This window comes from Mycobacterium sp. ENV421, from assembly GCF_002887815.1.
Classification (GTDB): domain Bacteria; phylum Actinomycetota; class Actinomycetes; order Mycobacteriales; family Mycobacteriaceae; genus Mycobacterium.
This window is the reverse complement of the sequence record NZ_PDHO01000003.1, coordinates 228,296-253,865: the sequence shown is the minus strand read 5'-3', so window position 1 is coordinate 253,865 and position 25,570 is coordinate 228,296. Positions and strand designations below refer to the sequence as shown.

At 67.7% G+C, this 25,570-nt stretch carries 27 protein-coding genes; 13 read left to right on the top strand and 14 right to left on the bottom strand.

Annotated features, from left to right (window positions below; translation table 11 throughout):
- Nucleotides 1-45 precede the first annotated feature (45 nt).
- Both CRM90_RS05510 and CRM90_RS05505 read left to right on the top strand, forming a co-directional pair.
- Nucleotides 46-1,242: an acyl-CoA dehydrogenase family protein gene (locus CRM90_RS05510; protein WP_102805982.1), complete on the top strand. Its 1,197-nt coding sequence runs from the start codon at nt 46-48 to the stop codon at nt 1,240-1,242.
- Complete coding sequence (locus tag CRM90_RS05505) at nt 1,235-2,383, top strand: acyl-CoA dehydrogenase family protein (protein WP_102805981.1); 1,149 nt, start codon at nt 1,235-1,237, stop codon at nt 2,381-2,383. The genes CRM90_RS05510 and CRM90_RS05505 overlap by 8 nt, the downstream gene beginning before the upstream one ends.
- An 80-nt stretch (nt 2,384-2,463) precedes the next feature.
- Here CRM90_RS05505 and CRM90_RS05500 read toward each other — a convergent pair whose 3' ends face one another.
- The gene (locus CRM90_RS05500; RefSeq protein WP_102806131.1) at nt 2,464-2,706 is read right to left on the bottom strand and encodes a hypothetical protein; all 243 of its coding nucleotides are present in this window, start codon (nt 2,704-2,706) and stop codon (nt 2,464-2,466) included.
- A gap of 153 nt (nt 2,707-2,859) precedes the next feature.
- On the opposite strand from CRM90_RS05500, the gene CRM90_RS05495 reads away from it, so the two are divergent.
- Complete coding sequence (locus tag CRM90_RS05495; RefSeq protein ID WP_502693229.1) at nt 2,860-3,906, top strand: TIGR03617 family F420-dependent LLM class oxidoreductase; 1,047 nt, start codon at nt 2,860-2,862, stop codon at nt 3,904-3,906.
- On the opposite strand, the gene CRM90_RS05490 is transcribed toward CRM90_RS05495, so the two are convergent.
- From CRM90_RS05490 to CRM90_RS05480, 3 genes are read right to left on the bottom strand one after another with little or no spacing between them, the layout of a single operon-like run.
- Nucleotides 3,873-5,150, bottom strand: coding sequence for a wax ester/triacylglycerol synthase domain-containing protein (locus CRM90_RS05490; RefSeq protein ID WP_102805980.1), 1,278 nt, complete (start codon nt 5,148-5,150; stop codon nt 3,873-3,875). The genes CRM90_RS05495 and CRM90_RS05490 overlap by 34 nt on opposite strands.
- Before the next feature lie 10 nt (nt 5,151-5,160).
- Nucleotides 5,161-6,171 (bottom strand): patatin-like phospholipase family protein, encoded by a 1,011-nt coding sequence (locus CRM90_RS05485; RefSeq protein WP_102805979.1) that lies wholly within the window; start codon nt 6,169-6,171, stop codon nt 5,161-5,163.
- A gap of 23 nt (nt 6,172-6,194) precedes the next feature.
- The gene (locus CRM90_RS05480) at nt 6,195-6,425 is read right to left on the bottom strand and encodes a hypothetical protein (protein WP_233209174.1); all 231 of its coding nucleotides are present in this window, start codon (nt 6,423-6,425) and stop codon (nt 6,195-6,197) included.
- Between the two features lie 277 nt (nt 6,426-6,702).
- On the opposite strand from CRM90_RS05480, the gene CRM90_RS30660 reads away from it, so the two are divergent.
- The gene (locus CRM90_RS30660) at nt 6,703-6,870 is read left to right on the top strand and encodes a hypothetical protein (protein ID WP_199189788.1); all 168 of its coding nucleotides are present in this window, start codon (nt 6,703-6,705) and stop codon (nt 6,868-6,870) included.
- A 54-nt stretch (nt 6,871-6,924) separates the two neighbouring features.
- On the opposite strand, the gene hrpA is transcribed toward CRM90_RS30660, so the two are convergent.
- Nucleotides 6,925-10,965, bottom strand: a complete 4,041-nt coding sequence (gene hrpA / locus CRM90_RS05475) for an ATP-dependent RNA helicase HrpA (RefSeq protein WP_199189787.1) — start codon at nt 10,963-10,965, stop codon at nt 6,925-6,927.
- Here hrpA and CRM90_RS30655 point away from each other — a divergent pair.
- Both CRM90_RS30655 and CRM90_RS05470 read left to right on the top strand, forming a co-directional pair.
- Nucleotides 10,958-11,101, top strand: coding sequence for a hypothetical protein (locus CRM90_RS30655; protein ID WP_199189786.1), 144 nt, complete (start codon nt 10,958-10,960; stop codon nt 11,099-11,101). The two genes, hrpA and CRM90_RS30655, sit on opposite strands and share 8 nt — an antisense overlap.
- Complete coding sequence (locus CRM90_RS05470) at nt 11,098-11,985, top strand: aminoglycoside phosphotransferase family protein (protein ID WP_102805977.1); 888 nt, start codon at nt 11,098-11,100, stop codon at nt 11,983-11,985. Before CRM90_RS30655 ends, CRM90_RS05470 begins: the two co-directional genes overlap by 4 nt.
- 18 nt (nt 11,986-12,003) lie before the next feature.
- Here CRM90_RS05470 and CRM90_RS05465 read toward each other — a convergent pair whose 3' ends face one another.
- Nucleotides 12,004-12,750 carry a hypothetical protein gene (locus CRM90_RS05465; protein ID WP_102805976.1) on the bottom strand — a complete coding sequence of 249 codons (747 nt, stop codon included), beginning with the start codon at nt 12,748-12,750 and terminating at the stop codon, nt 12,004-12,006.
- A complete protein-coding gene (locus CRM90_RS05460) occupies nt 12,747-14,318 on the bottom strand; it encodes a S53 family peptidase (protein WP_142391325.1) in 1,572 nt (523 codons plus the stop codon). The genes CRM90_RS05465 and CRM90_RS05460 overlap by 4 nt, the downstream gene beginning before the upstream one ends.
- Nucleotides 14,319-14,447: 129 nt before the next feature.
- Between CRM90_RS05460 and CRM90_RS05455 the strand changes: the two genes are divergently transcribed.
- Nucleotides 14,448-14,792, top strand: a complete 345-nt coding sequence (locus tag CRM90_RS05455) for a CDGP domain-containing protein (protein ID WP_233209173.1) — start codon at nt 14,448-14,450, stop codon at nt 14,790-14,792.
- 4 nt (nt 14,793-14,796) lie between these two features.
- On the opposite strand, the gene CRM90_RS05450 is transcribed toward CRM90_RS05455, so the two are convergent.
- The 3 genes from CRM90_RS05450 to CRM90_RS05440 all read right to left on the bottom strand — a co-directional run bounded on the left by CRM90_RS05450 (nt 14,797) and on the right by CRM90_RS05440 (nt 17,803).
- Nucleotides 14,797-15,477: an Rv0518 family GDSL lipase gene (locus tag CRM90_RS05450; protein ID WP_502693235.1), complete on the bottom strand. Its 681-nt coding sequence runs from the start codon at nt 15,475-15,477 to the stop codon at nt 14,797-14,799.
- Nucleotides 15,478-15,590: 113 nt separating this feature from the next.
- Complete coding sequence (locus CRM90_RS05445) at nt 15,591-16,838, bottom strand: acyltransferase family protein (protein ID WP_102805974.1); 1,248 nt, start codon at nt 16,836-16,838, stop codon at nt 15,591-15,593.
- 203 nt (nt 16,839-17,041) lie between these two features.
- Entirely contained in the window at nt 17,042-17,803 is a 762-nt protein-coding gene (locus tag CRM90_RS05440) for an SDR family NAD(P)-dependent oxidoreductase (RefSeq protein WP_102805973.1), read from the bottom strand.
- A gap of 25 nt (nt 17,804-17,828) precedes the next feature.
- On the opposite strand from CRM90_RS05440, the gene CRM90_RS05435 reads away from it, so the two are divergent.
- The gene (locus CRM90_RS05435) at nt 17,829-18,431 is read left to right on the top strand and encodes a TetR/AcrR family transcriptional regulator (protein ID WP_102805972.1); all 603 of its coding nucleotides are present in this window, start codon (nt 17,829-17,831) and stop codon (nt 18,429-18,431) included.
- 11 nt (nt 18,432-18,442) lie between these two features.
- On the opposite strand, the gene CRM90_RS05430 is transcribed toward CRM90_RS05435, so the two are convergent.
- The 3 genes from CRM90_RS05430 to CRM90_RS05420 form a co-directional block, all read right to left on the bottom strand.
- Nucleotides 18,443-18,727 (bottom strand): hypothetical protein, encoded by a 285-nt coding sequence (locus CRM90_RS05430; RefSeq protein ID WP_102805971.1) that lies wholly within the window; start codon nt 18,725-18,727, stop codon nt 18,443-18,445.
- 94 nt (nt 18,728-18,821) lie between these two features.
- Nucleotides 18,822-19,304 (bottom strand): DUF732 domain-containing protein, encoded by a 483-nt coding sequence (locus CRM90_RS05425; protein ID WP_102805970.1) that lies wholly within the window; start codon nt 19,302-19,304, stop codon nt 18,822-18,824.
- Nucleotides 19,305-19,492: 188 nt separating this feature from the next.
- Complete coding sequence (locus tag CRM90_RS05420) at nt 19,493-21,061, bottom strand: PTS transporter subunit EIIC (RefSeq protein WP_102805969.1); 1,569 nt, start codon at nt 21,059-21,061, stop codon at nt 19,493-19,495.
- A 111-nt stretch (nt 21,062-21,172) separates the two neighbouring features.
- Here CRM90_RS05420 and CRM90_RS05415 point away from each other — a divergent pair, with 111 nt between their 5' ends.
- The 5 genes from CRM90_RS05415 to CRM90_RS05395 all read left to right on the top strand — a co-directional run bounded on the left by CRM90_RS05415 (nt 21,173) and on the right by CRM90_RS05395 (nt 25,200).
- Nucleotides 21,173-21,643 (top strand): PTS sugar transporter subunit IIA, encoded by a 471-nt coding sequence (locus tag CRM90_RS05415; RefSeq protein ID WP_102805968.1) that lies wholly within the window; start codon nt 21,173-21,175, stop codon nt 21,641-21,643.
- A gap of 6 nt (nt 21,644-21,649) precedes the next feature.
- Complete coding sequence (gene nagB, locus CRM90_RS05410) at nt 21,650-22,435, top strand: glucosamine-6-phosphate deaminase (RefSeq protein WP_102805967.1); 786 nt, start codon at nt 21,650-21,652, stop codon at nt 22,433-22,435.
- A complete protein-coding gene (gene nagA / locus CRM90_RS05405; RefSeq protein ID WP_102805966.1) occupies nt 22,436-23,566 on the top strand; it encodes an N-acetylglucosamine-6-phosphate deacetylase in 1,131 nt (376 codons plus the stop codon).
- A gap of 86 nt (nt 23,567-23,652) precedes the next feature.
- On the top strand, nt 23,653-24,120 hold the full coding sequence (locus tag CRM90_RS05400; RefSeq protein WP_102805965.1) for a DUF4262 domain-containing protein: 468 nt from the start codon (nt 23,653-23,655) through the stop codon (nt 24,118-24,120).
- A 159-nt stretch (nt 24,121-24,279) separates the two neighbouring features.
- Nucleotides 24,280-25,200: an esterase family protein gene (locus tag CRM90_RS05395; protein WP_233209187.1), complete on the top strand. Its 921-nt coding sequence runs from the start codon at nt 24,280-24,282 to the stop codon at nt 25,198-25,200.
- An 8-nt stretch (nt 25,201-25,208) separates the two neighbouring features.
- On the opposite strand, the gene CRM90_RS05390 is transcribed toward CRM90_RS05395, so the two are convergent.
- The gene (locus CRM90_RS05390) at nt 25,209-25,562 is read right to left on the bottom strand and encodes a VOC family protein (RefSeq protein WP_102805964.1); all 354 of its coding nucleotides are present in this window, start codon (nt 25,560-25,562) and stop codon (nt 25,209-25,211) included.
- Between the last annotated feature and the right edge of the window lie 8 nt (nt 25,563-25,570).

Here is a 25,570-nt window from a genome sequence, read left to right as displayed (position 1 = left end):
ACACCTGCCAACAACGGCCTGCACTGGGTTCCTTATCGTGTCGGAATGAGCACCGTCGCTGATGCCGAGCGGGTCGAAGACCTGGCCCGGCGGGTCGTAGCAGACCACGACCCGAAGAAAGTCCCGATTCCGGAATTCCTCGGCGCCTGTTACGACGCCGGCCTGTCCTGGGTGCACTTCCCTGAAGGTCTCGGCGGGCTCGGCCTGTCGCGCGGCCTGCAGGCAGTCGCCGACCGGGTCCTGCAGGGCGCCGGCGGCCCGGTGCCGCTGGGCCTCAACCCGATGGGCTACGGCATGGCCGCGCCGACCGTGCGCGAACACGCCCAGTCCGACGACCTCAAGAAAGCGCTGCTGCGGCCGCTGGCCACCACCGAAGACATCTGGTGCCAGCTGTTCTCAGAGCCGGGTGCCGGCTCCGACCTGGCCGGCCTGGCCACGACCGCGGTGCCCGACGGCGACGAGTGGGTGATCAACGGCCAGAAGGTGTGGACCAGTCTGGCGCACCGCGCGCGGTGGGGTCTGCTGCTGGCCCGGACCAATCCCGACATCGCCAAGCACAAGGGCCTGACCTATTTCGTGCTCGACATGCACGCCCCCGGCGTGGAGACCCGTCCGCTGCGCCAGATGACCGGGCAGGCGGAGTTCAACGAGGTCTATATGACCGACGCCCGCATCCCCGACAGCCACCGCCTCGGCGCGGTCGGCAACGGCTGGAACGTCGCGATGACCACCCTGATGAACGAGCGCAGCGCCCTGGGCGCCAGCGGCAGCCGCCGCGGCAGCGGCACCATCAAAGAGGCCACCGCACTGTGGGCATCACGTCCCGACCTGCAGACCCCGGTGCTACGAGACCGGTTGTCGCAGTTGTGGTTACGGTCCGAAGCCCAGCGACTGACCTCCGAGCGCTCCCGCGCCTCGGCCACCGCGGGCGGCCCGGGCCCGGAGGCTTCGATCGGCAAGCTGGTGGGCGCCTTGCTCAATCAGCACATCTACGAATGGTGCATGGATCTCCTTGGCCCCGAAGGCATCCTCTACGACCGCTACGCATTGGCCGATGACGCCGGTGACGCGGGCGACTGGCGCGGGCCGATCCAGCAGCGCTTCCTGCGCAGCCGCGCCAACACCATCGAGGGCGGCACCACCGAGGTGATGCGCAACATCCTCGGCGAGCGGGTCCTGGGCCTGCCCGGTGATCTGCGTGCCGACGCCGGCATGCCCTGGAAGGAGATCCCCCGTGGCTGAATTTTCGTTCACCGAGGAACAGCAGCAGCTGCGCGCAGCGGTGCGCAAGTTCTGCGCCGACAACTTCGACGAATCGACCGTGCGCCGGTTGATGGAGTCCGAGGTGCCCTTCGACGCCAAGGTGTGGAACCGGCTGGGCGCCGAGCTCGGCGTGCTCGGGCTCTCGGTTCCCGAGGACGACGGCGGTGTCGGCGGTTCGCTGGTCGATCAGGCTGTCGCCGTCGAGGAATTCGGCGCGACGCTGGCCTGCGGGCCGCTGTTCGGCACCGTCTACCTCGCCGTCCCCGCGCTGGTCGCCAGTTCGAGCGGTCCGGCACGCGACGAGCTGCTGGCCCATTTGGTGGAGGGCACCGCCACCGCGGCCTTCGCCGTCGCCGACAAGGCAGGTGCGTTCGATCCCGCCACGGTGCCCGTGACAGCCGCCGGTGACACCGTCTCCGGCACCGTCAAGCGGGTCGTCGACGGTGCCGCCGCCGACGTAATCCTGGTCGCGGCAACGGGTTCCGACGGCGTCGGGCTGTACGCAGTGGACGCACAAGACGTTCAGCGCACCCCGTTGTCGACCCTGGATCTGACTCGGCCGCAGGCCAACATCACCTTCTCCGACTCGCCCGCCCGGCTGTTGGCCGGCCCAGAGGATGCCGAGCGGGTGATCACTCACGCACTGCAGGTCGGTTCGGCTCTGCTGGCAGTCGAGCAGGTCGGCGCCGCACAGCACCTGCTGGATCTGTCGGTCGAATACGCCAAGTCCCGTCTGCAGTTCGGCCGCCAGATCGGCTCATTCCAGGCGATCAAGCACAAGCTGGCCGACATGCTCGTCGACGTCGAGCATGCCCGCTCGGCCGCCTACCACGCGGTGTGGGCGTTGAGCGACGGCTCCGATGATCCGGCGCTGGCGAGCAGCATCGCTCAGGCCGCGGCGTCGGCCGCGCTCAGCCGTGTCGCCGCCGACACCATCCAGGTGCACGGCGGGATCGGCTTCACCTGGGAGCACCAGGCGCACTTGTACTTCAAGCGCGCAGCCACTGTTGCTGCGCTGCTCGGCAATGCCGAACAGCACCGGGCGAGGATCGCCGACATGGTGCTGGACCAGGCCAGTGCCGAGGACGCGACCAGGGTGGCCGACGGCCTGCCTGCCTGAGGCCCAGATACGAAAAGTTCGGGTGCGAGAAGTGCTGAGAACTTCTCGCACCCGAACTATTTCGTGGTGCGCCCGGCTCGTCAGCCGCGATGGCGATTCCACTGGTGGTGGTGATGGATCGAGGTCCCCGGCTGGGGCTGATTGGTCTGGTGCGGGAACGCCGGGTGCGGCGTCGGGTGGCTCATGTTGGGGCCGCCTGCGTCCGCGAAGCTCGCAGGTGCCGCGCCCAGGGCGACCAGCGCGGAGCCGGTGGCCAGGATCGCGCCTGCGGCGACGCGCTTGAACCAGATCGTGGTCGAGGTGTTGGTGGTCGTGATGGTCATGATGTCGTGCTCGTTCTGTTCGTGCTTCACCCGGTTTGCCGGGTAAGACAAGAATCGCGCACGACAATCCAGATGTCTGTCGGCTGACCAGCGCAAAGCCCGGGTGAAACCGGGGTCCACCGATCGGGGGACACCGGTCAGTACGCTGACGCGGTGCACTTGGTCACCTCCGCCCCCGCGGCGATGGGCCCCGGGGAGATCGGCCCGTGGGCGGCCCGTGCGGAACGGCTCGGGTTCGACGTCGTGCACATCTCGGAAACCATCCACGACCCCTTCACCGTCGCCGCTCTGGCGCTGCAGCACACCGAGCGCGTGACGGTACGGACCAGCATGGCGCTCGCCTTTCCGCGCAGCCCGATGATCACCGCCTACGCGGCCTGGGATCTGTCGAAGTTCTCCGGCGGCCGGTTTCAGCTCGGCATCGCCTCGCAGGTGCGCGGCAACATCGTCGGCCGGTTCTCGGCGCAGTGGTCCGAGCCGGTTGCCCGCCTCGCCGACTACATCCGCTCGCTCCGAGCGATCTTCACCTCGTTCCAGACCGGCGCCAAGCTGGATTACGTGGGGCCGCACTACCGATTCGAACGTCTGCAGCCCTACTTCAACCCGGGGCCGCTCGAACACCCCGCGCCCGAGATCTGGACCGGCGCGGTGAACACCAAAATGTGCGCAATGGCAGGGGAATTGGCGGACGGCTTCGTGTGCCATCCGACGAACTCACACCCCGCGGTGCTGCGATCGCGCACCCTTCCCGCGCTTGCCGAGGGCGCGGCGCGGGCCGGTCGAAACCTGGCCGACCTTGCCGTCGTCGCGAACCCACACGTCATGACTGCCGGCACCCGCGATGCCGTCGACGCGCTGCGCGTCCAACGACGTTCGGAGCTGGCCTTCCTCTACAGCACGCCGGCCTACCGCAGGCAGCTGGAGGACTTCGGCCTGGCCGACGTCGGCGCCGCCCTCTCCGCGATGGCACAACGTAACGAATGGGAGACTCTGCCAAGCATTCTCACCGATGAGGTGGTGGAGCGGCTGGTACCGCAGGGCACCTACGAGGAGATTCCCGACGTGCTCGCCCAGTGGTATTCGGGCCTGTGCGACGGTATCAACCTGCCGATACCGGCCAATGAAGCCGACGACGACCGCTTCAGCGCCCTGCTGGCCGCCTGCCGTCAGATCCCAGCCGCTTCACGCAATTGCTCGTAGGCAGCGTCGATGCGGCTCGCCAACCCGGCGATGTCGGGCAACGCGTTCGGATCGGTACACAGCCCGATCCCCATGTCGCCTGCACACGAGATCGCCGAAATCCGCAGCGCGTGATGAGCGGCCGGTTCCGAGGACGAGAAGAGGTGCGCAACGCGGCGCCCCGCAACGTGAACCGGGTCGCGGGGTCCGGGAACGTTGGAAATCGACAGGCAGAATTCGTCTGCGCTGCCGGCCAGTCGGCGGACCGCGGATTCCAGATGCGGGACGCAGCCCAGGACATGGAACAGGTCGTACATCTCGTCGGCGTCATCGAGGCGCTTGCGCTCACGCGTCTGCGCGCTGATCCGGTCCAGCCTGGCCAACGAATCCGCTTCCGCCAGCGGCAGATCGATGTTCAGGAACGAGTCGCGGTTGCCCAGACCGGTTTCGCCGCGATGGTGCAGACTCACCGGGATCTGGGCACGCAGGTCCCGCGCCCGGGATTCGCCCAACCAGCGCCGCAGACCACCGGCGATGACCGCCAGCAGGACGTCGTTGACGGTTGCCGGGTTGGGCCGCGATGCGCCGATGGCCTTGGATTCGGCCAGTGGAGCGACCGAGAAGGCCAACTCCCGCGCAACGGTGATGGATAGGTCGAACGGCGAACCGCCTGTGGGATGGCCCAGCTCGCGCACCAGCGCCGAGGGCATTCGCCAGGCTTCTTTCAATGGCGTCACGCTGGGTGAATCATGTTGTCCGGGAGTCCTTCCCATCGCATCTCTGTCGCGGTGAGGATCGAACAACACCGATTCCAGAAACCGCACGCCGGCGATGCCGTCGGCCATCGCGTGGTGGATGCGTGCTGCGATCGCTTCTCGACCGTCAGCCAGTGGCCCGATGACGTCGAAGGTCCACAACGGCCTGCTGCGATCGAGGTGCTCTGCCATCAGCGTGCTGACGATGCGCCACAGGTCCTCCCGACCGACACAGTTGCTGTCCGTGCGAAGCCGGACATGATCGGCGATCTCGAAGTCGGGGGCAGGGACCCATCGCGGATCGGGTCCCGAGGTGTCCACGCGGTGAGTGGCGCGCGGCTGACTCGGCAGGCGCGCGGCCACCGAGGCGCGCAACTCGTCGATGTCGAGCGCTCCCGCACCGGGCTCCAGAACGATCAGTTTCAGCGTGTGGCCGGTGATCGCCGCGGATTCCATGCGCAGAATGCGCGCGTCATCAGCGGAGAGCGCTTCGGCGTCATCGGGCCCCACGCGTGCCAGCCTAGGACCGGAACCGTTCGAGGTACGCGCGCTCGTCCCACGTCGACAGGAACGACGTGGCCGCGTCGTAGCCCTCGGTGTAGAGGGCGTCGATCTGCGGCTGCTTGATCTCGAAATCGAGTACACCGACACCGGTCGCATCCACCCGGATGGTCCTGGCACTGACCCAGGGCAGGTTGAGGTAGGCCTGGTCGCGCCCGACGAGGATCGTGGTGATCACGTCCTCGAGGAGGCTCGGACCGCCGAACAGCCGCAGCGGGGCCAGCGCCGGGATCACCTTGTGGTTGTTCTCAGGCAGGTCCGGCAGCAGCGTCACCCCGAGCGTCGGCCACCGGGGTCTCTTCCCGTCGCAGCGGTCCAGCGAGTCGATCGGGTAGTTCGACAGCAGCCCGCCGTCGACGAGGGTTGATTCCCGGCCCGTCGCGCTGGTCAGTGTCACCGGCCGGAAGACGAACGGAATCGACATCGACGCCCGCACCGCATCGGCGACCGGTTGTTCGTCAGGGTCCAGGCCGTAGAGCCGCTGGTAGTCCCACGGCAGGCGAACCAACTGGCCCGTCGTCACGTCGGCCGCGGTCACCACCAGCCGATAGCGCTGTTCCGGAGGCAGTTCGTCGTCGTCGAGCCGAAGGTCACCGAAGGTGCTGACGCCGAGATCGCGGAGCTGGTGGGCGATGAAATCGTGCGCGTAGTCACCCCGGTAGATGCCGGTGCCCTGCAGGATGGCCCATCCTGCGCCGAGCAGCGGCACCCGCTCGACCGGGCCGGGGTCCAGGAACTTGCGGTAGTCGATGCTCAGCGCGAGATCCCGGACGTCGGCGGGGGTCAGCCGGTCGTTCTTCGCGGCCGCGGCCACGATAGAGCCGACGATCGACCCGGCCGACGAGCCGGCGACGCGGTGGGCCCGATAACCGGCCTCCATCAGCCGGACGACGGCCCCGGCCAGGCCGATACCTTTCACGCCGCCGCCGGCCAGGACCAGGTCGACGGGCTTCGTCACGATCGGGGCCATCGCCCCATGCTAGGAGCGACCCGCTAGCCGGCGTGGTTCCACTGGTGATGGTGGTGCTCGACGGAGCCGGGCACCGGCTGGTTGTGCTGGCCGGGGAAGGTCTGGTGGTGGCCGGGCTGGTTCATGTGCGGGCCGCCATTGAAGGAGCCGCTCTCGGCGAGGGCGTCGGTGGCGGAGCCGAAGGCGAACAGTGCGGAGCCGGCGGCCAGGGCGCTGCCGGCGGCGAATCGCTTCATCCAGGTCATGGTGGTCATCTCAGGGTTTTCCTCTTCGTCGTCATCAACTGTGTTGGTGTCGGCCTTCGCGTTTCGCCAGTGCCTAAACGGTCTCGCATCCGAGCGGCATTGTCTGTCGGGCAGCCGGCGGATACCCGGGGGGAATAAGTTGTCCCCCGATCAGCGGACACCGCTCAATTTCTGCCAACCGGCGATCATCTGCTGCCAGCGGAATTACCGCGCCCTAACGCGGCGTTAACACAGTCAGCGCACCGGAAACCCCCACTGACGGGCGCAGAGGAAGAGGGAAAGAGAAATGAAGAAGTACGCCATCACCACAGCGATCGCAGGCGCGATGACCGCAGCCGTTCTCGGCCTCGCCGGACCCGCCCAGGCCGACCTCGGTCACAACGACTGGGTCAACAACATCGGCCCGACGGCGACCGCGCCCCATGTAGACACAACTGTGCATGGAAGTCGTTGATCGACAACGAACTCCATGGGAGGGGCACCCTGATCGGGTGCCCCTCTTTCGTTGTCATGCCAGGATCGCGTCGATCGCCCGGTAGATCCGTTGCTCACTGACCGGCCGGGGGGTGCCCAGCTGCTGAGCCCACAGGCTGACCCGCAACTCCTCGATCTGCCACCCGATGGCGCGAACGTCGGAGGCGGCTGCCCGGGTGGGCGAGAGCGCCTGCAGCAGTTCGGTGTAGGCGTCTTCGACGGCGTGCACCCGGTGCATGCGCTCGCGGTCGGCCTGCGGCGCCTGGGCCAGCCGATCCAGACGGCGAACGATCGCCGTCAGATAACGGGTCAGATCGGCCAGGCGTGCGGCCCCGGTGCTGGTGACGAAGGGCGTGGCGACCAAACCGGCGAGCTGCGCGCGGATATCGGCGACGGCATCGGCTTGCGCCGCAGGCGGATTGTCGGGAAGGGCGAGATGCACCTCCTGCAAAGCGGCAAGCACCCTTTGCACCCGGGTCACGACTTCCTTCGTGGTCGACGGCAGTGCTTCGGCCACCTTGTCCCGCAGCGCGGCGAAATCTGCTCTGGTCCATACCGGCTCGGCTGCCAGGACGTCGACGGCGGCGTCGGCACAGTCATCCAGGAGCGCGGTCAAGGACCCATCGGGGTTGGCGCCCAGCACAAGTCGGGTACGCGGGTCCAGTCCTTTCTCCACCACCTTCACCGGAGACGGCACCGCCAAGCGCAGCAGCCGCCTGGTGCCGCCGCGCATCGCGGTCTCGCGTTCGGCCTCGGTGGCGAAGACCCGCACGTCGACGCCCTTGCCTGCGTCCACCAGCGCCGGATAGCCGCGGACGAGGTGTCCCCCGACAGTACGTTCGACGCTGCGCGGCAACTCCTCGATGTCGTCCGGCCACGCACGCAGGCCCGATCGTTCCCAGTCACCGGCCACCGCGTCGGCCACCGCCCTGCGGGCCGAGCCTGCGAGCCTGCGCTGCAGCACATCGAGGTCCTTACCGCGGGCCACCTCGGTTCCGTCCGGCCCCTCGACAGCGAAGGTCACCCGCAGGTGAGCGGGCAGCTTCTCCAGATCGAACGCTGTGATCGGTACGAGAATGCCGCTGCGCCGGTGCAATTCCCGCTGCAGCGCCTCCAGCAGCGGTTCGCTTCCGACCTGAATACCGGCCAGCACCGCCCGCGCGGTGTCCGGGGCGGGAACAAAGTTGCGGCGCAGGTCTTTCGGCAATGACTTGATCAGCGCGGTCACCAGTTCCTCGCGCAGCGCCGGTACCTGCCAGCCGAATTCATCGCCACCGAGCCGGGCGAGTACCTCGACTGGAATGTGCACGGTGACCCCGTCGTCGGCGGCGCCCGGCTCGAATCGGTAGGTGAGTGGCAGCGACAAGTCGCCGGCCTGCCAGCTGTCCGGCCGTTCGGCGTCCTCGTCGTCGACACGCAACAGGTCGTCACGCGTGAACGTCAGCAGATCGGGTGTGCGATGCCGCTGCTTCTTCCACCAGCCGTCGAAATGCCGGCCGGAGACCACCTGCGGCGGAATCCTGCTGTCGAACCAGGCGTAGATCTCGTCGTCACCGACGAGCATGTCGCGGCGGCGTGCGCGCTCCTCCAGTTCGGCCAATTCGGTTCGCAGCCGCGCATTGTCGGCGACGAAGTGGTGGCGGCTCTGCCACTCCCCCTGCACCAGTGCGTGCTGGATGAACAGCTCGCGGGATACGACCGGATCGACGGTGGCGTATCCCACCCGCCGGTGCGGAACGAGCGGAAGCCCGTAGAGCGTGACTCGCTCGAAGGCCATCACCGCAGCGCGCTTGGCGTCCCAATGCGGTTCGCTGTAGCTGCGCTGCACCAGGTGTCCGGCCACCCGCTCGACCATCTCGGGTTCGACGCGGGCCGCGACGCGGCCGTACAGCCGGCTGGTCTCCACCAGATCGGCCACCACGAGCCAGCGCGGCGGACGCTTGGTCAGCACCGATCCCGGAGCCAGCACGAACCGGGTGTTGCGCGCACCGGTGTATTCGCGCGAATCCCCCTCCCGCAGGCCGATATGCGAGAGCAACCCTGCGACGAGGGCAGCGTGCACACGCGCCGGGTCGGCCGGCTCGGGATCGTCGGATTCCCTGATGCCGATGTCGCGGGCGATGCTGCGTAATTGCCCGGTCAGGTCCTGCCACTCCCGGATCCTCAGGTAGTGCAGGAACTCTTCGCGGCACATGCGCCGGAAAGCGCTGCCGGAACGGGCCTTCCGCTCGTCACGCAGATACTGCCAAAGATTCAGGAAGGATACGAAGTCCGAGTGCTCGTCGGCGAAGCGGGCGTGTTTCTGCCGAGCCGCCTCTTCCCGCTCGGCCGGCCGCTCGCGCGGGTCGGGAATCGACAACGCGGCGGCCAGCACCAAGACCTCGCGCACGCATCCCTCGGTGTCGGCCTGCACGATCATCCGCGCGAGCCGCGGATCGACCGGCAACTGCGCCAGCCGCCGACCCACATCGGTGATGGCGCCGACGGCGTCGAACGCGCCGAGCTCCTGCAGCAGCTGCACCCCGTCGCGGATGCTGCGTTGCTCAGGCGGATCCAGGAACGGGAAGCTCTCGATCTCACCGAGCTGCAGCGCCGCCATCTGCAAGATCACCGCGGCGAGGTTGGTACGCAGGATCTCCGGGTCGGTGTAGCGGGGCCGGCCCGCGAAATCCTCTTCGGAGTAGAGCCGGATACACACTCCGGGCGCGGTACGCCCCGACCGTCCGGCTCGTTGCGCGGCCGAGGCCTGGGAGATCGGTTCGATCGGCAAGCGCTGCACCTTGGTGCGCCTGCTGTAGCGGGAGATCCGCGCGGTGCCGGGGTCGACGACATACCGGACGCCCGGCACGGTCAGCGATGTCTCGGCGACGTTGGTGGCCAACACGATTCGCCTGCCGGTCCGTGCCGGCTGAAACACCCGCTGCTGCTCGGCCGTGGGCAGCCGCGCATACAGGGGCAGCACCTCGGTGTGTGAATCGACAACGCCGCGCAGTGCATCACTGGTGTCGCGGATCTCCCGCTCCCCAGACAGGAACACCAGCACGTCGCCGGGCGGCTCGGCTTCCAACTCGCGCACAGCGTCGACGATGGCCTCGGTCTGGTCGCGGATCTCGGTACGGACGATCTCGTGATCGGGATCGTCGGGATCTTCGGAGCCGCCCCGGCGGCGACATCCGGCTTCCGAATCATTAGCCGCCACAGGCACTTCCAGCGGCCGGTAGCGGATCTCCACCGGATAGGTTCGGCCGGACACCTCGACGATGGGTGCGCCGTGACTGAGTCCATTTTCGGCACTGCCGAAGTGCGCGGCGAACCGTTCCGGTTCGATCGTCGCCGACGTGACGATCACCTTGAGGTCGGGCCTGCGCGGCAGTAGTTCGCGCAGGTAGCCCAGCAGGAAGTCGATGTTGAGGCTGCGCTCGTGCGCCTCGTCGAGGATGAGGGTGTCGTAGCGCAGCAGGCGCCGGTCGCGCTGGATCTCGGCGAGCAGGATGCCGTCGGTCATCAGTTTGACCAGGGTGCGGTCGCTGGCCTGGTCGGTGAACCGGACGGTGTAGCCGATCGTCTCACCCAGCGGGGTGCCGACTTCATCGGCGATGCGCTGAGCCACCGTGCGCGCGGCGAGCCGACGTGGCTGGGTGTGGCCGATGGTTCCGCGGATCCCGCGGCCCAGCTCCAGGCAGATCTTGGGCAGCTGGGTGGTTTTGCCCGACCCGGTCTCGCCCGCCACCACGACCACCTGGTGGTCGGCGATCGCTCGGGCGATCTCGTCTCGGCGGTCGCTGACCGGCAGATCCGGGTAGGTGATCACCGGAACCGCGGCTTGACGGGTGGCGACCAACGCCTCGGCGACCGCGATCTGATCGGAGATCTTCTTCAGCGTCTCAGCCGACACGTCGCCGCGCAGGGATTTCAGCCGCCGCCCCAACCGGGCCGCATCCCGGAACGTCACGCCGTCGAGGCGGGCGCGCAGCTGACGCACCTGCTCAACGGAGACCTCGGACACTGGCGCCACAATAGCGGCGAGCGCCGCCGGAGGCGTCGTCGTGTGCGTAGGCTCGACGGCGATGACCATTTGGATCGTCTTGGGTCTGCTGCTGGTGGGCCTGGGAATCGTGGCCAGCCAGTTGTTCCGGCTGAAGGACTGGCTGAACAGGCCGGCCCCGCCAAGCGAGCCGGCCGGCGAGCACCCGGATGACCCCGAGACGTGATCGATCTGCCCGCCGGGGTGCGGGCGATGGCCGGTCGCGGCCCACAGTGGGCGACGTGGGTCGACGCACTGCCCCGACTCACCCGTGACGTCGTCGCGCAGTGGCAGCTTCGGCCCGACGGTCTCGCCACCCACGGGTACTGCTCACTGGTGCTGCCGGTCCGCACAGCCGACGACACGGCCGCGATCCTGAAGCTCGGCTTCCCCGACGACGAGTCCGAACACGAGCACCTGGCGCTGCGCCGTTGGGGCGGCGAGGGTGCCGTCCGGTTGCTGAGCGCCGACCCGCACCGGCGGACGATTCTGCTGGAGCGGCTCGGCGACGACCTGACCACAGTCGACGACGTCGAGGCCTGCCGGATCGTCGCGGGTCTGTATCGGCACCTGCACGTCCCCGCGTTGCCGCAACTGCGGCCATTGACGTTCTACCTCGACCGCTGGACCGCCGAACTGGCCCAGCTGCCGCGCGGCGCACCGATTCCGCACCGGCTGGTGGAGCAGGCGCTGAGCCAGTGCGCGGACCTGACGGCTGACGCCGAGGCGACGGCGCGGGTCCTGCACTGCGATCTGCATTACGCGAACGTGCTCGCAGGCCGGCGTCAGCCCTGGCTGGCCATCGACCCCAAACCGGTCAACGGCGATCCGCACTACGAGATCGCCCCGATGCTGTGGAACCGGTTCGACGAGTTGGCCGGCGACGTCCGCTTTCGCGTGCGCCGGCGGTTCTACACCCTGGTCGACGCGGCGGAGTTCGACGAGGATCGGGCGCGGGCCTGGGTGGTGGTGCGGGCGGTGCTGAATGCCATGTGGGCGGTGCAGGATTCCGCAGAGCAGCCGGGCCGGCTGACTGCATGTATCGCCGTCGCAAAGGCCGTACAGGGCTGAAACACCAAGCGCAGGAGGCTATCTCGGCGGGTCGCCGCGCCACATGAAGCTGTTGACGTACTTGCCCATGTCCTTGGCGATGTCGAGGTTCGCCGGTGACGGTGGCCCAGGCCCGTCGTCGGGGCCGAACTGGTGGAACGGTCCCACCGCGCCGGCGACCAATGCGAGGTCGTTCTTGACGGCGACGATGATGATGACGCGCTCGTGTTGGGAATCGCTCGCGGTGCCCTTAGGCCAGTCGTCGGCGACCTCGCCGTACCCCGGCTGGTACCCGAGGATCGCGTTGGGCAGCTCATAGGACGTCACCGCGTCGGGGAAGATCTGGTTGAGCAGGTCGGTGGCCACCTGGCGTGCGTCGCGGCCCTTCGCCGGTTCACTGAACAATCGCAGCGTGCCACCGTCACCGACGTTCAGTTCCGCGCGCACCCCGTTGGGTTCGATCGTCACGTCGTAGGCGGTTCCCGGCGACGGATACGACACCGAGAACGATCCGTCGGGGGCGAAGTAGCGCGGATTGATGGCCACCGGCAGCCCCGTCGGCGGCCGCCCGCAGTCGGGCGGGCAGCGATAGGTGGTCGCGGTGGGCGTGATGCGAGTCGCCACGACGCTCAGCGCCATCATCGCCGTGACGAGAACGATCAGCCAGAGGCCGATGGTCACGAAGTAGCCCGGGCCGCGCTGTCGGCGAGCCCGGTAGCTGCCCGCGGGTACCGCGTAGCCGGTGAACGAGTCGGCGGCGTCGGGGTCCGACGTCAGATCACTCATCGGCGCAACGACTTCAGGACGAGCAGGGCCTTGATCAGGTTGTCGACGTTCGGCGTCCCGAGCCCGGTGATCATGTCGTAGCCGACCATGACGGGCGTCACCGCATTGGCCCCGAGATAGATGTCGCGGAAGGCGGGAAATTCGGCGCCTCCGGCGATGTCGTAGAGCAGCGGGTTGAAGTCGCCGAGCTGTTCCAAACCGCGCGCGGTGAGGAACTGGTTCATCACCGCGGCGATACCGGCCCAGATCGGTGCGGCCTGCGAGGTGCCCCCACCCACGAGGATCTGACCGTTGAACACGAATTTCACCCCGGTGAACGGGTCGGCCACCGCGGCGATGTCGGGCACCAGCCGCTTGTCGTGCGGGCCGGCGCGGGTTCCGGTGTCCTGCCACGACGGGCGGGCGAACAACACCGACGCGCCGCCGCCGCTGCCCTGGGTCAACGGGACGTCGTACCACCCTTGTTCGGCCAGCCACTGTCCCTGGGAATCGGTGGACAACGTCGTTCCCCCGACGCCGGTCACCTCCGGCAGCGAGGCCATCACGTCGACGCCGTAGTCGTCGGGACTCGGCGGATCCGACCAGGTCTTGCCACCTTTGCATTCCAGGCCGGCCAGATCCCCACTGGCGACGAAGGCCGTCGTCCCGTTGCGCTGGGCGCGGGCCAGCGCCGAGCGCACCGGCGCCAGGTCCGCGCGGGAGAGCAGGCGATCGCAACCCCAGCCGATCGAGAAGCTCCACACCGCCCCCGGGTAGGTGCGGTCCACCTCCTCCATCAGCTTGCCCAGCTTGACGTAGGTCGCGTCGCCTTCGGCGGTAGACCGGGCGTTGACCAGAACGATCCGCGCCGAGGGTGCGATCGCGTGGACGAACTGGACGTCCATGCTCGCCTCGCCGCGCCGCTCGGGCGGCATCCCGCCCATCACCTCGAGGGTGAATTTCGGCAGCGAGAACCATTCGGAGAACTGGTCCAGGTCGCGCTGGTCGACGCCGTCGAAGGTGAAGACGACGACCGTCTGGCCCTTTCCGGTGTACCCCGCCGAGCTCAGCGGGTTGATGTTGTAGGCGGTGAGCAATTCGGTCGGCGCGAGCCCCGCATTGGGGACATCCAGCGGTGGGGTCGGCGGAACGCCTTCGTGTGACGGCGTGTAGCCGAGAATCCGGCCCAGCTCGGTGACTTCACCGCTCAGCTGCTGCGGGACGACGGGCTGCTGTGGCGAGGCGTAGAACACCACCCCGTTGGTGCGGCGATAGTCGTGGACAGCCACGTCGAGGGCACCGGCAACGGCTCGCGGGGTGCCCTCCACAACAGCCCACGCGTCACCGTCGCGCCAGCCCACCGACAATCCGTGGGCGGCGGCCCATGCGGTCAGCGCCGTCGGCCGGGCGGCCTCTCGGAGTTCGGCGGTCAGCTGGATTCGCTGGCTGCGCGCAGGACCGAGATCGGCGGCCTGGGCCAGCAGCCGGGCGAACGGCCCGGCGATCAGGTTGTAGGGCAGCGACGGCGTCGGGCGGTCGCCGGCGAAGACCACCATGACCACCGCGAGCGTCGCGAGCAGCGGTGTCATCCGGTATGCCCGGCAACGCCCTGGCCACATGCGTCTCATCAGCTAACCGGTCTACCACGACAACATCGCGAACGGGACGTCACAAGCCGAAACGATTGCACACTGATGCAAGCGCAGCGCGCTGGAACCGTGCTTGCGATAACGATCTGCGCGGCCACCGCGATGAACTGGGTATCCGAACTTCACTTGAGGTTTTTCGTCGAGGAGGTGACGGTGAAGAAACTCGGTTCAGTGGTGGTCTGCACGATCACCGCCATCGGTATCGGCATAATCGGGGCGCCCACCGCCAGCGCGGGGTGCCAGGGACTCTGGACACCGTGGGGCGGCGGTCAGCGCTGCGACGGCCCGATCGATGCGAACGGCTTCTTTCAGCGCTGCGAGACCGGGGGTGCATTCGGGTTCAACACTCCGCAGCAGTGCTACCAGGTGGACGCGAACAATCTGGGCAACAGCCAGCCCTGGATCGCGCCCTGAACCCTCACAGCGGGATGGCCAACTGGCTCCGGATGAGCGGGGCGATCTTCTCGGCCATGTAGGCGTGTCCCGCGTCGGTGGGGTGCACTCCGTCGGGACCGATCAGTTCGGGGTGGCCGACGAACCAGCCTTCGGCGAGCGGATCGATGAAGACCGCGCCGACGGCTTTGGCCTGGGCCCGCAGGATGTCGCGCTGGGCCAGCACCACGCCCGGCGGGTCGGCCGTCGGCCACGGCGGGCCGATCACCAGGACCTTGGCTTTGGGCGCCACCCGGCGGGCGATCTGCAAGGTCTCCCCGACCAGCACCGGGTACTTCCCCATATCGGCGGGCTGGTCATTGCGGGATCCGAAGAACACCACCAGGGAATCGTCGCGGTCGACGGCCCGCACGGTGAGATCCTCGAACAAGCTGCCATGGTTGCCGCGGATCCCGTAGCCGGCACCGCCCTCGGCGGCCACGTCGGCGTCGACCCTGGCGCCCTGACCGGCCAGCAGCAGCCAAGCGCGGGAAGTCCACGACTGCGGCCCCCGACCACCCTCGTCAGTGCCGGTCGTGTACGAATCGCCGATCACCGCGACCCGGCTGAAACCCGAACCGCGATTGGCCAATTCGTAGGTGACGGCCGGGCGTGAATAGCCGACGACGGCGGCGAGCACCGCGACAACCGACAGGCCGGTCGTGATGACGCGCACAAGCCCTTCCTTGCGGATCAATGACACCCCACTGAATCTCGTGCCCGACGCAGGCAGCCTACTGCCTCCGAAGGTGTTGTCGCACACCGACGCTGGCTTCGTTACTACCCGGCCCGTGCCGAGGACTGCGGAGGACGGGTATCGCGGGCGTTGTCGATGGAGGCCAGCCGGCCGCCCTCGGCCCCCGGCGGGCCGGTGTGCTTGTCATGCTTGACGTCGCGGAAGTCGACCATCCTGCGCATCCAGCGCCGGGCCGGTTCCTCGACCCCGTGGTAGAGCCCGATCGCGGCGGCAAGCGCGGCCACGATCAGGCCGACGACGACGATCTTCTGCACCGATTTCGGCAGGTCGATCTGGTACTCCTGGACCGCCCAGTTCCACGAGGTGTGCACGATCTCGTGGACCATGTAGAGGCTGAACGAGATCTGGCCCCCGTACACCAGCAGCCGCGTGGACAGCAGCGCCGGCAGGGTGCCCACGCCGATCGCCAGCGTGACGACCAGCGGCATGAACAACACGTCGACCAGGCCGCCGGGGTCGATCATCCCGGCCACCGGGTTGGCGTCGTAGTAGTAGAGGATGCCGACCATCGCGGCGGTCAGCAGCACCGCGGCAATGCCCGAGATGTGCTGGCCACGTCTTCCGATCTGCAGCCGTCGAACCGCCGCGCAGGCCAGCGCGCCCGCCAAGAACTGGGCCACGATGCGCGGCAGCCAGCTCCACGGGGTGTAGAAGTGGCCGCTGGCCAGCAGCAGCAGGGTGGGTGGCAGCGCAGCGACGAAGGCCAGAAAGAGCAGCGTGCGGGCCCGGGTCACCCGCGCCATCCGGAAGATGACCAGGATGATCCCGCCGAACAGCAGGTAGGCCAGCCATTCCGCGCTGATCGACCATGCCGGCCCGTCCCAGCTGGTGCCGTCGAAGAACGGTTCGAACCAGAGCTGCACCATGAACAGCTGGCGCACGTAGCTGATTGCGGTGAGCTTCTCGACATCCGCCGACGGGGTGGCGCCGAAGTGCAGCGTGAAGATGATCCAGGCGGCGGCGAAGTGCATGGTCACCAGGTACACCGGCCATACCCGGGACAGCCGCAGCCAGAGGAAGTGCAGGGTGGCCCGCCCCGAGAAGTGCGATCCCATCCGGTCGAGATAGTTCCACGTCAACACGAATCCGCTGAGGATGAAGAACAGGTCAACGCCTTGAGCTCCGGCGTTGAGCAGCGGCGCGAGGTCTTCCTTGAGTCGCGGTGAAGCTTCCCAGATCAGCGGCCGGAAGTGGAACAGCACCACCCACATGGCGGCGACAATGCGAAGACCGGTCAGCGCCTTGATTTCTCCGGTTCGCACAACACCCATTCCGAACCCATTCCGACTCTTGCTTTACGTTTCGACGCCACCTCGTCAGACGGGTCGGACCCCGCCGCCCCCGCGATTGCACCTGGCAGCCTATCAGCGCGGCCGTTGCCGGTCCGGTCTCGCAACGCTGTGGGGTTGCTGGACGCCGCCTGCCCAGCCGTTTGCTGGGCTTGACAGCTCCGGTTCATTGCCCGTGCCTCGAATCAGGTTGCAGCCCAGCCGCCGTCGACGCTGAGAACTGCTCCCTGGATATTGGCGGCGTCGTCACCGGCCAGGAACGCCACCACGGCCGCGACCTCCTCCGGGCTGCTGACCCGCCGCGACGGCAGGCGGCTCAGCGTCGGCGCGATGTGCTCGGCGAACTCGGCCTGCCGCTCGGTGCCGATCGGGCCGGGGGCGACGGCGTTGACCCGAACACCGTGCGGGCCGTACTCGTCGGCCCAGGACTGGGTGAACGAATGGATCGCAGCTTTGTTTCCGCTGTAGACCGCCGAGCCGCTGGCTCCGCGCAGCCCGGCGATCGAGCCGATGTTGACGATCGCGCCGCCACCCTGGGCAACCATGCGCGGTGCCAGTATGCCGGTCAGCAGGAACGGGGCGAACACGTTGACGCCGAACACATCTCGCAGTTCCTGCTCGGTGATGTCAGCGGTCGGCGTGGGCATCAGCAAGGTGGCCGCGTTGTTCACCAGGATGTCGATGCCGCCGGCCACCTCGAAGGCAGCGTCGGCCAGCTGATGTGCGGCGGCACCGCCGGCTCCCAGATCGGCGGCGACGAAGGACCCGGTCCCACCTGCAGAACGGATATCGGCGACGACCGCGTCGCCGCGGGTTTTGTCCCGTCCGCTCACCACCACGAAGGCGCCGTCAGCGGCCAGCGCCTTCGCGATGGCGACCCCGAGGCCGCCTGTGGAACCGGTGACAAGTGCTCTGCGCCCGGCCAACCGGGTATCTTTTGGACTCATGAGTCCATATGATTCGCTTCCAAAAATGGACCTGCAAGTCCAAAATTTGACGGCGAAGGGCCGCGCGACCCGGCAGCGGATCATCGAAGGAGCCGCCGCCGAGATCCGCGCCCGCGGCATTGCGCTGACCACCCTCGACGACGTCATGGCGCGTACTCGCACCTCCAAAAGTCAGCTCTTCCACTACTTCCCCGGCGGCAAGGAACAGCTCTTGCTGGCGGTCGCGGCACTCGAATCCCAGATGGTGCTCGACGACCAGCAGCCTCATCTCGGCGCGCTCACATCCTGGGCAGCGTGGCAGCGGTGGCGGGATTGCGTGGTCGACCGTTACCGCAGGCAGGGCCAGAACTGCCCGATCGCGGTGCTGATGTCGGAGATCGGGCGCACCACCCCGGGGGCCGAGGCTGTCACCGCCGAGCTCATCGTCCAGTGGAGCGGCGCGATCGCGACCGGAATCCGGTCGATGCAGGAGCAGGGCAAGGTGGCCGATTCGGTGAACGCCGAACGCGCCGCAGCGGCGTTGCTGGCCGGAATCCAGGGTGGCGTCGGCATCATGCTCGCGACCGGCGACCTGAGCTATCTGGAGGCCGCACTGGACCAGGGCATCGATGCGCTGCGCGCGGCGTGACAGCCTGGCGCTCAGCCGCCGTTCTGCGCCATCGCCCAGCACGTGACCGAATGCCACAGGTTGCAGGGAATGCCGTTCATCGTGGGGATCTGGTTGGGCTGGATGTTGGTGGTCACGTTGTCCGGGCCGATCGCCTGCGGAACCTGACCGCCTGACGGGCCGGATGTGCACACCCCGGGGAATCGGCTCTGGACCGTCCCATTCGGGCAGTCGGCGGACGCCGGTGCGGCGAGCACCAGCGATCCCGACGTGAGCGCCACCGCACACGCGCCGATGAGAAGTCGATTCACAGTCACCTGATTCCACCTCGAGCAGGCCTCGGGTCCAACCACTTAACCACGATATCGATGGCGCAGCCAGATTCGTTAGCGATTACCAGCGACGATGTCGCTACGGGCTGAGCACGCCGGCGGCCGGCAGCGGCAACGACGGCACCGACGGCACCGACGGCACACCGTTGAGCGTGTTGAGTGCGCCCGACGCCTGGTTGGCGGTGCTGAGCATCTGCATCAGCGGCGCGAAGTTCCCATTAGCGAGTTCGGCCATCACCGCCGGGCACTGAGACCGGATGGCCTGCTCGGCCACGAACCCGGTCACCTGAGAAGCGAGGCCGCCGTGTCCGCTGGCCGTGGTGGCATTGGACACCAGATTGCTGCCCGGTTTGACCAGCATCGGGCAGATCTGTTGACCGATTTGCACGATCAGCTGGCTGACACCGGTCGAGTTCAGCAGGCTGCTCACGCCCGCGGTATCCGCGTGGGCTGGCGTCGGCCACGCGGCGGTGGCAAGAAATGCGCCTGCCATCACCGCCAGCGATCGCAGTGCGAAGGAGGTGCCGCCGGTCGATTCACGATCGAAAGTACGCACGGTCATGTGGGTCCTACTCTGGCTCGATCGGCTCAAAGCACGAGCCACTGATGTCACTTCGGTAACAGTGGTCTACTCAGGTCACACTTTGGGCACGGAACCATAAAGGTTCGAAGCCTATGCGTTTCCTCTACGCGATCTATGTCCAGCGGGTGCGACACTTCCCGGTTTCAGCGATACTGCTCGCCCGGCCGTCATAGCGCGTCGTTGATCTCGTTCTTCAGCACCTCGGCCTGGGTCCCGAAAACGGCCTGCACGCTGTTGCCGACCTCGATCACGCCGGCGGCGCCAAGGCTTTTCAGCCGGTTCTGGTCGACTTTGCCGGCGTCCACAACCTCCATCCGCAGTCGGGTGATACAGGCGTCGACGCTGCGCAGATTCTCTCGCCCGCCGAATGCCGCGATCAGTTGTTCGGCCTTGCTGTCGGTGACCGCGGGGGCGGTCGTCACCGCGCCACCGGCCGCCACGGCGGTGGCCGACTCGGCGCCCTCCCCCAGGTTCGCCCGCTCCTCGGCGTCGAACTCGGCGTCGGGTTCACGCCCGGGCGTGCGCATGTTCCATCGGGTGATCGCGAAACGGAAGAGCAGGTAGTACACCGCGAAGAAAACCAGGCCCATGACGATCAGCAGCGGAATGTTCTTGGCCGCGGGCGCGGTGCCGTAGAGGAGCAGGTCGATCAGTCCGGCCGAGAACGAGAAGCCCAGGTGGATGTCGAGCAGGTAGGCGATGGCCAGCGACAGACCGGTCAGCACCGCGTGCACGATGTAGAGCGGAAACGCCACGAACATGAAGGCGAACTCCAGCGGTTCGGTGACACCGGTGAGGAACGCGGTCAGCGCGGCGGCGGACAGGATGCCGAACGCGACCTTGCGTTGTTTCTTGTTCGCCACGTGGATCATCGCCAACGCCGCGCCGGGCAGGCCGAACATGAGGATCGGGTAGAAGCCCGACGTGAGCAGCCCAGCGCTGGGGTCACCCGCAGCGAACCTGCTGAGTTCACCGGTGACCACATGCCCGTCGCCGGTCGGATAGCTGCCGTAGATGAACCACACGTACGAGTTCAGGATGTGGTGCAGCCCCAGCGGGATCAGCATGCGGTTGGCGAAGCCGTAGACAAATGCGCCGAGCGCACCGGCACCGCCGATGAAGTGACCGAGCCCGGTGAGCCCCGCGTCGAAGATCGGATAGAAGTAGCTCATCGCGAAGGACACCACGAGGCTCACCAGCGATACGACGATCGGGACGAAGCGCCGGCCACCGAAGAAGCCGAGGTACGGCGGCAACGTGATGGTGTGGTACTTGTCGAACAACCACGCGGTGAGCAGGCCGATCACGATCCCGCCGAACACGCTGTAGTTGATCTGCGCCTGTTCACCGGCCTTGTCGAGTTGTCCGGCGAGCACAAACGGCGACATCGTCTTGAAGACCGCCTGCATCACCAGATAGCCGACGACCGCCGACAGCGCCGTCGAGCCGTCGGCCTTGCGCGCGAATCCGATCGCGACACCGACGGCGAACAGCAACGCGAGATTGTTGAACAGCGCTCCGCCGGCTGCGCTCATCGCTTGGAAGAACGGGCCGATCACCGGCGCCTTGATCCGCCCCAGCAGGTCGTCCTGGCCGAGCCGCAACAGGATGCCCGCGGCCGGGAGCACGGCGATCGGCAGCATCAAGCTCTTACCGAGCCGCTGCAGCTGCGCGAAGCCCGGTATGTGCAGCCCCGACTTTTGCTGTGCGCCTGAGTCTTTGGTGGTTTCACTCATGACCGGCCGGCCTCCCGTCGTCGCAGCACAGCCGAAGCTTAGACAAATCGCCGGAGGTGAGGCGCTGTTTCCGCCGCGGCTACGTCGGTCGACTCTCTATTGTCTTCCACAATGAGCACAACGTCCGTCCACGCGCCGGTCTCCGGGCGTGCCGTCGCGCTCGGCGACGTACCCGATCCCGTTTTCGCGCAAGGCATGGTGGGATACGGCGCCGCAGTCGACCCGCCACACGACGTGATCGATGCGGTGGCACCGGTCAGCGGACGCGTCCTGAAGCTGATGCCGCACGCCTACATCATCATGACGGGCGAGAATGTCGGCGTCCTGGTTCATCTCGGGCTCGATACCGTCACCCTGCAGGGAGCGGGATTCAGCGCCCACGTCAGCGAGGGCGACACCGTGACCGCCGGCCAGCCGATCATCACCTATGACGTCCCGTCGGTGGTGGCAGCCGGGTTGAGCCCGATCGTTCCCGTCGTGGTGATGGACGAACGTGAACCCGGCAACATCGTGGTGAGCGGCGGCGTCACTCAGGGTGCCGAAATCGCTTCGGGATCCCTACTTTTCACTGCCAACAAGTAGGGTCTGATGGAAGTTGTCATTCTCCCCGACGCCGCGGCGATCGGCGCGCTGGCCGCCGATGCCGTCGAGGCGCTGCTCGCCCGCACGCCGACCGCGGTGCTGGGACTGGCCACCGGCTCGTCCCCGCTGGCGATCTACGACGAGCTGGCCGCCCGCTGCGACGCGGGGCGCATCTCGTTTCGGCAAACCCGCGGCTTCACCCTCGACGAGTACGTCGGGTTGCCGGCCGATCATCCCGAGCGCTACCGCACCGTCATCGACACGGTGTTCGTCTCGCGCGTCGACTTCGAGCCGGGCGCGGTGGCCGGCCCCGACGGGTTGGCCGAGGACATTCCGGTGGCGTGCGCCGAGTACGAGGCCGCCATCACCGCAGCAGGCGGCATCGACCTGCAGATCCTGGGCATCGGCACCGACGGCCACATCGGATTCAACGAGCCCGGGTCGTCGCTCGCGTCGCGCACCCGGATCAAAACGCTGACGCGCCAGACTCGAATCGACAACGCCCGCTTCTTCGGCGACGACGTCGACCAGGTCCCGACCCATTGCCTCACGCAGGGGTTGGGCACGATCATGGCGGCCCGGCACGTCGTCCTGGTGGCCCTCGGCCGAAGCAAGGCCGAGGCGGTGCATCAGCTGGTGGAGGGGCCGGTGAGCGCGATGTGGCCGGCCACCATCCTGCAGCACCATCCGCACGTGACGGTCCTCCTCGACGGCGGTGCGGCGCGCCGTCTGCAGCTGGCCGACTACTACCGGGAGACCTACCTGTCCAAGCCGTCCTGGCAGGGCATCTGAGTGCTGATCGCCGCTGCGACCCTGCTGACCGGCCGAGAGTTGTTGCGGCCAGGCTGGATTGAGGTGTCCGGTGGTTCAGTGCGGGCGCTGGGCGCGGGTTCGCCGCCGCGCGCGGCCGACCGTGAGCTGGATACCGTGGTGCCCGGTTTCGTCGACACCCACGTCCACGGCGGCGGCGGGTCCGATTTCTCCGGGGCGACTTCGGATGACACGGCGACCGCTGTGGAGCTTCACCGCAGGCACGGCACCACGACCCTGATCGCGTCGCTGGTGTCGGCCGGACCGACCGAACTGCTGCACCAGGTCGAGGTACTGGCCGGCCACGTGCGCGACGGCGTGCTCGCCGGGGTTCACCTGGAAGGCCCGTGGCTGTCCGGTCAGCGCTGCGGGGCGCACGATCCCGTCCTGCTTCGTGATCCGGACACCGTCGAAGTCGACACGCTGTTGCAGGCCGGCGCCGGAGCCATCCGGATGGTCACGCTCGCACCGGAGCGGCCGGGTGCGCTGGCCGCGATCGAGCGGATCGTCACGGCGGGCGCGGTGGCCGCGGTCGGACACACAGAGGCGACCTACGAACAGACCCGCGCGGCGATCACCGCGGGCGCCACGGTGGGCACACATCTGTTCAACGCGATGCGCCCGATCCACCACCGGGAGCCGGGGCCGATCATCGCGCTGCTCGAAGACCCCCGGGTGACGGTGGAGTTGATCGCCGACGGAGTGCACGTCGACGCCGCGCTGTACCGGCACGTGGTCCGCGCGGCCGGTCCGGAGCGGCTGTCGCTCGTCACCGACGCGATGGCCGCGGCCGGGGTCAGCGACGGCCGGTACCAGATCGGTCGAATGGACGTCGAGGTCGCCGACGGCGTGGCCCGGCTGGCCGGGACGGCGACGATCGCGGGCAGCACCGCGACGATGGACCGGGTGTTCGAATTCGCCGTCGCCCACAGCGGACTCCCCCGCGACGACGCGCTGCTACTCGCGGTGCGCCAGTCGTCGCTGAATCCAGCTCGCGCACTGGGGCTTCCGTCCCCCGAACTGGTCGCGGGCGCACGCGCCGACCTGGTCGCGCTGGACGATGAACTCGCGGTCACCGGCGTGCTGTGCGGCGGTGCGTGGGTTCCGCGCTGAGCACGGCGAACGTCTGTTCGAGTTTTTGTCGTACCCCGGGTGCATCGTGTGTCCTACGCCGTCGAACTGACGAAAGGGGCCCAGCAATGTGCTGGTTGTGCGATCACCCGAACAACACCGTCGCCGACTATCTCGACGAGGTCCGCGCCAAGATCCTGCGGCGTGGGTGGGCAGTGCAGTACGTCGAATCGCCCCGCATGCCGTTCGCCTACACAATCGGCTTGAGCGACTACGACGTCCCCGAACTGCTGATGACGAATGTGTCACCGCAGCGGGCCGCACGCCTGCTGAGCAAGTCGGCCGAGCTCGTGGTCCGGGGAGCCGAGCTGACCGCCGGCCAGCAGTTCACCCTCTGCGGCGGTCCGATGCTCGAGGTCGTCGAGGTCGAACATCCCGATGCGCACATGGGTTTCGCGACCGCCCTCTACGGCAGGGAGATCCGTGCGTTGCAGCTGGTCTGGTCGGATGGTCGCGGCCGGTGGCCGTGGGCCGCGGACTTCTGTGACCGCGAAAGCCGGCAACCGGTGTTGGGGGTGCGCACCAGGGCGGCGTGAATTCTCGCCGATCACAAAGCAATTACGGCAGGCGTGCCAGACCGTCTCGACACCGGCCGCATTGTTACCTTGCTGCTCGTGAGGAACCTCGTGCACCGCGCGACCCGCTGGGTGCAGCGCCTCGGCATCCTCACCGCGACGGTGCTACTGGTCCCCGGCATGGTCGGCCTGGCAGGCCCGACCGCACCCGCCGCGGCCTACTCCCGCTCCGGGTTGCCGGTGGAGGCCCTCGACGTGCCGTCGCCGGCGATGGGCCGCACCATCAGGGTCCAATTCCAGGGTGGCGGCGCGCACGCGGTCTATCTGCTCGATGGCCTTCGCGCCCGGGATGACGAGAACGGCTGGGACATCAACACCGCCGCGTTCGAGTGGTACTACCAGTCCGGGCTGTCTCTGGTGATGCCGGTCGGTGGCCAGTCGAGTTTCTACAGCGACTGGTATCAGCCGGCGGCCGGGTCCAACGGGACGCTGACGTACAAGTGGGAGACGTTCCTGACCCAGGAGCTGCCGGCGTGGCTGGCGCTCAACAAAGCGGTCACTCCGATCAACAATGCGGTGGTCGGTCTTTCGATGTCGGGCAGTGCGGCCTTGACGTTGGCGATCTGGCATCCCCAACAGTTCATCTTCGCGGGCTCGCTGTCCGGTTTCCTCAACCCGTCGCTGGGCCTGTGGCCCACCCTGATCGGGCTGGCGATGAAGGACGGCGGCGGGTACCGCTCCACCGACATGTGGGGACCCTCCAACGATCCGGCCTGGCAGCGCAACGACCCGATGGTCAACGTGGCACGGCTGGTCGCCAACGGCACCGCGGTGTGGATCTACTGCGGGACGGGCGCACCGTCCGAACTCGACAACACCGACGACCCGACGTTCGGTGGCCTGTTCACCGCCGGGTATCTGGAGAACATCACGTTGAACACCAACAAGGAGTTTCAGCGCAAGTATCAGGCCGCCGGCGGCCGCAACGCGGTCTTCAACTTCCCGCCCAGCGGCACGCACAGCTGGGGGTACTGGGGCGCGCAACTGCAAGCGATGAAGGGTGACCTGCAACGGGTGCTGGGCGCGACGCCCACCGGCTAGTCCCCGCGCTAATCCCGATGCGCCACAACGTTGATCACGTTGCCGTCCGGATCGCGAACGAAAAACCGCCGGACCCCCCACGACTCGGTCGTCAGCGGATGCACGATCTGGTAGCCACGAGCGCGGGCCTGCTCATAGGCCGCGTCGACGTCATCGGTGGCCACCGAGATGACGGGCGACTCGGGTGCCGTGGCATCGGCGGTGACCAGTTGCAGGTTCGCACCGGTGTCGGGCGAGGTGTATCGGGCCACCCAGCCGAGGTTGAACTCCTCGGTGCTCAGCCCCAAGTAGTCGGTGTAAAAGCCTTTGGCCGCCAAAGTATCGGAGACCGGCAGGTCGGCAATGATCCGGTTGACACGCATACCTCGAT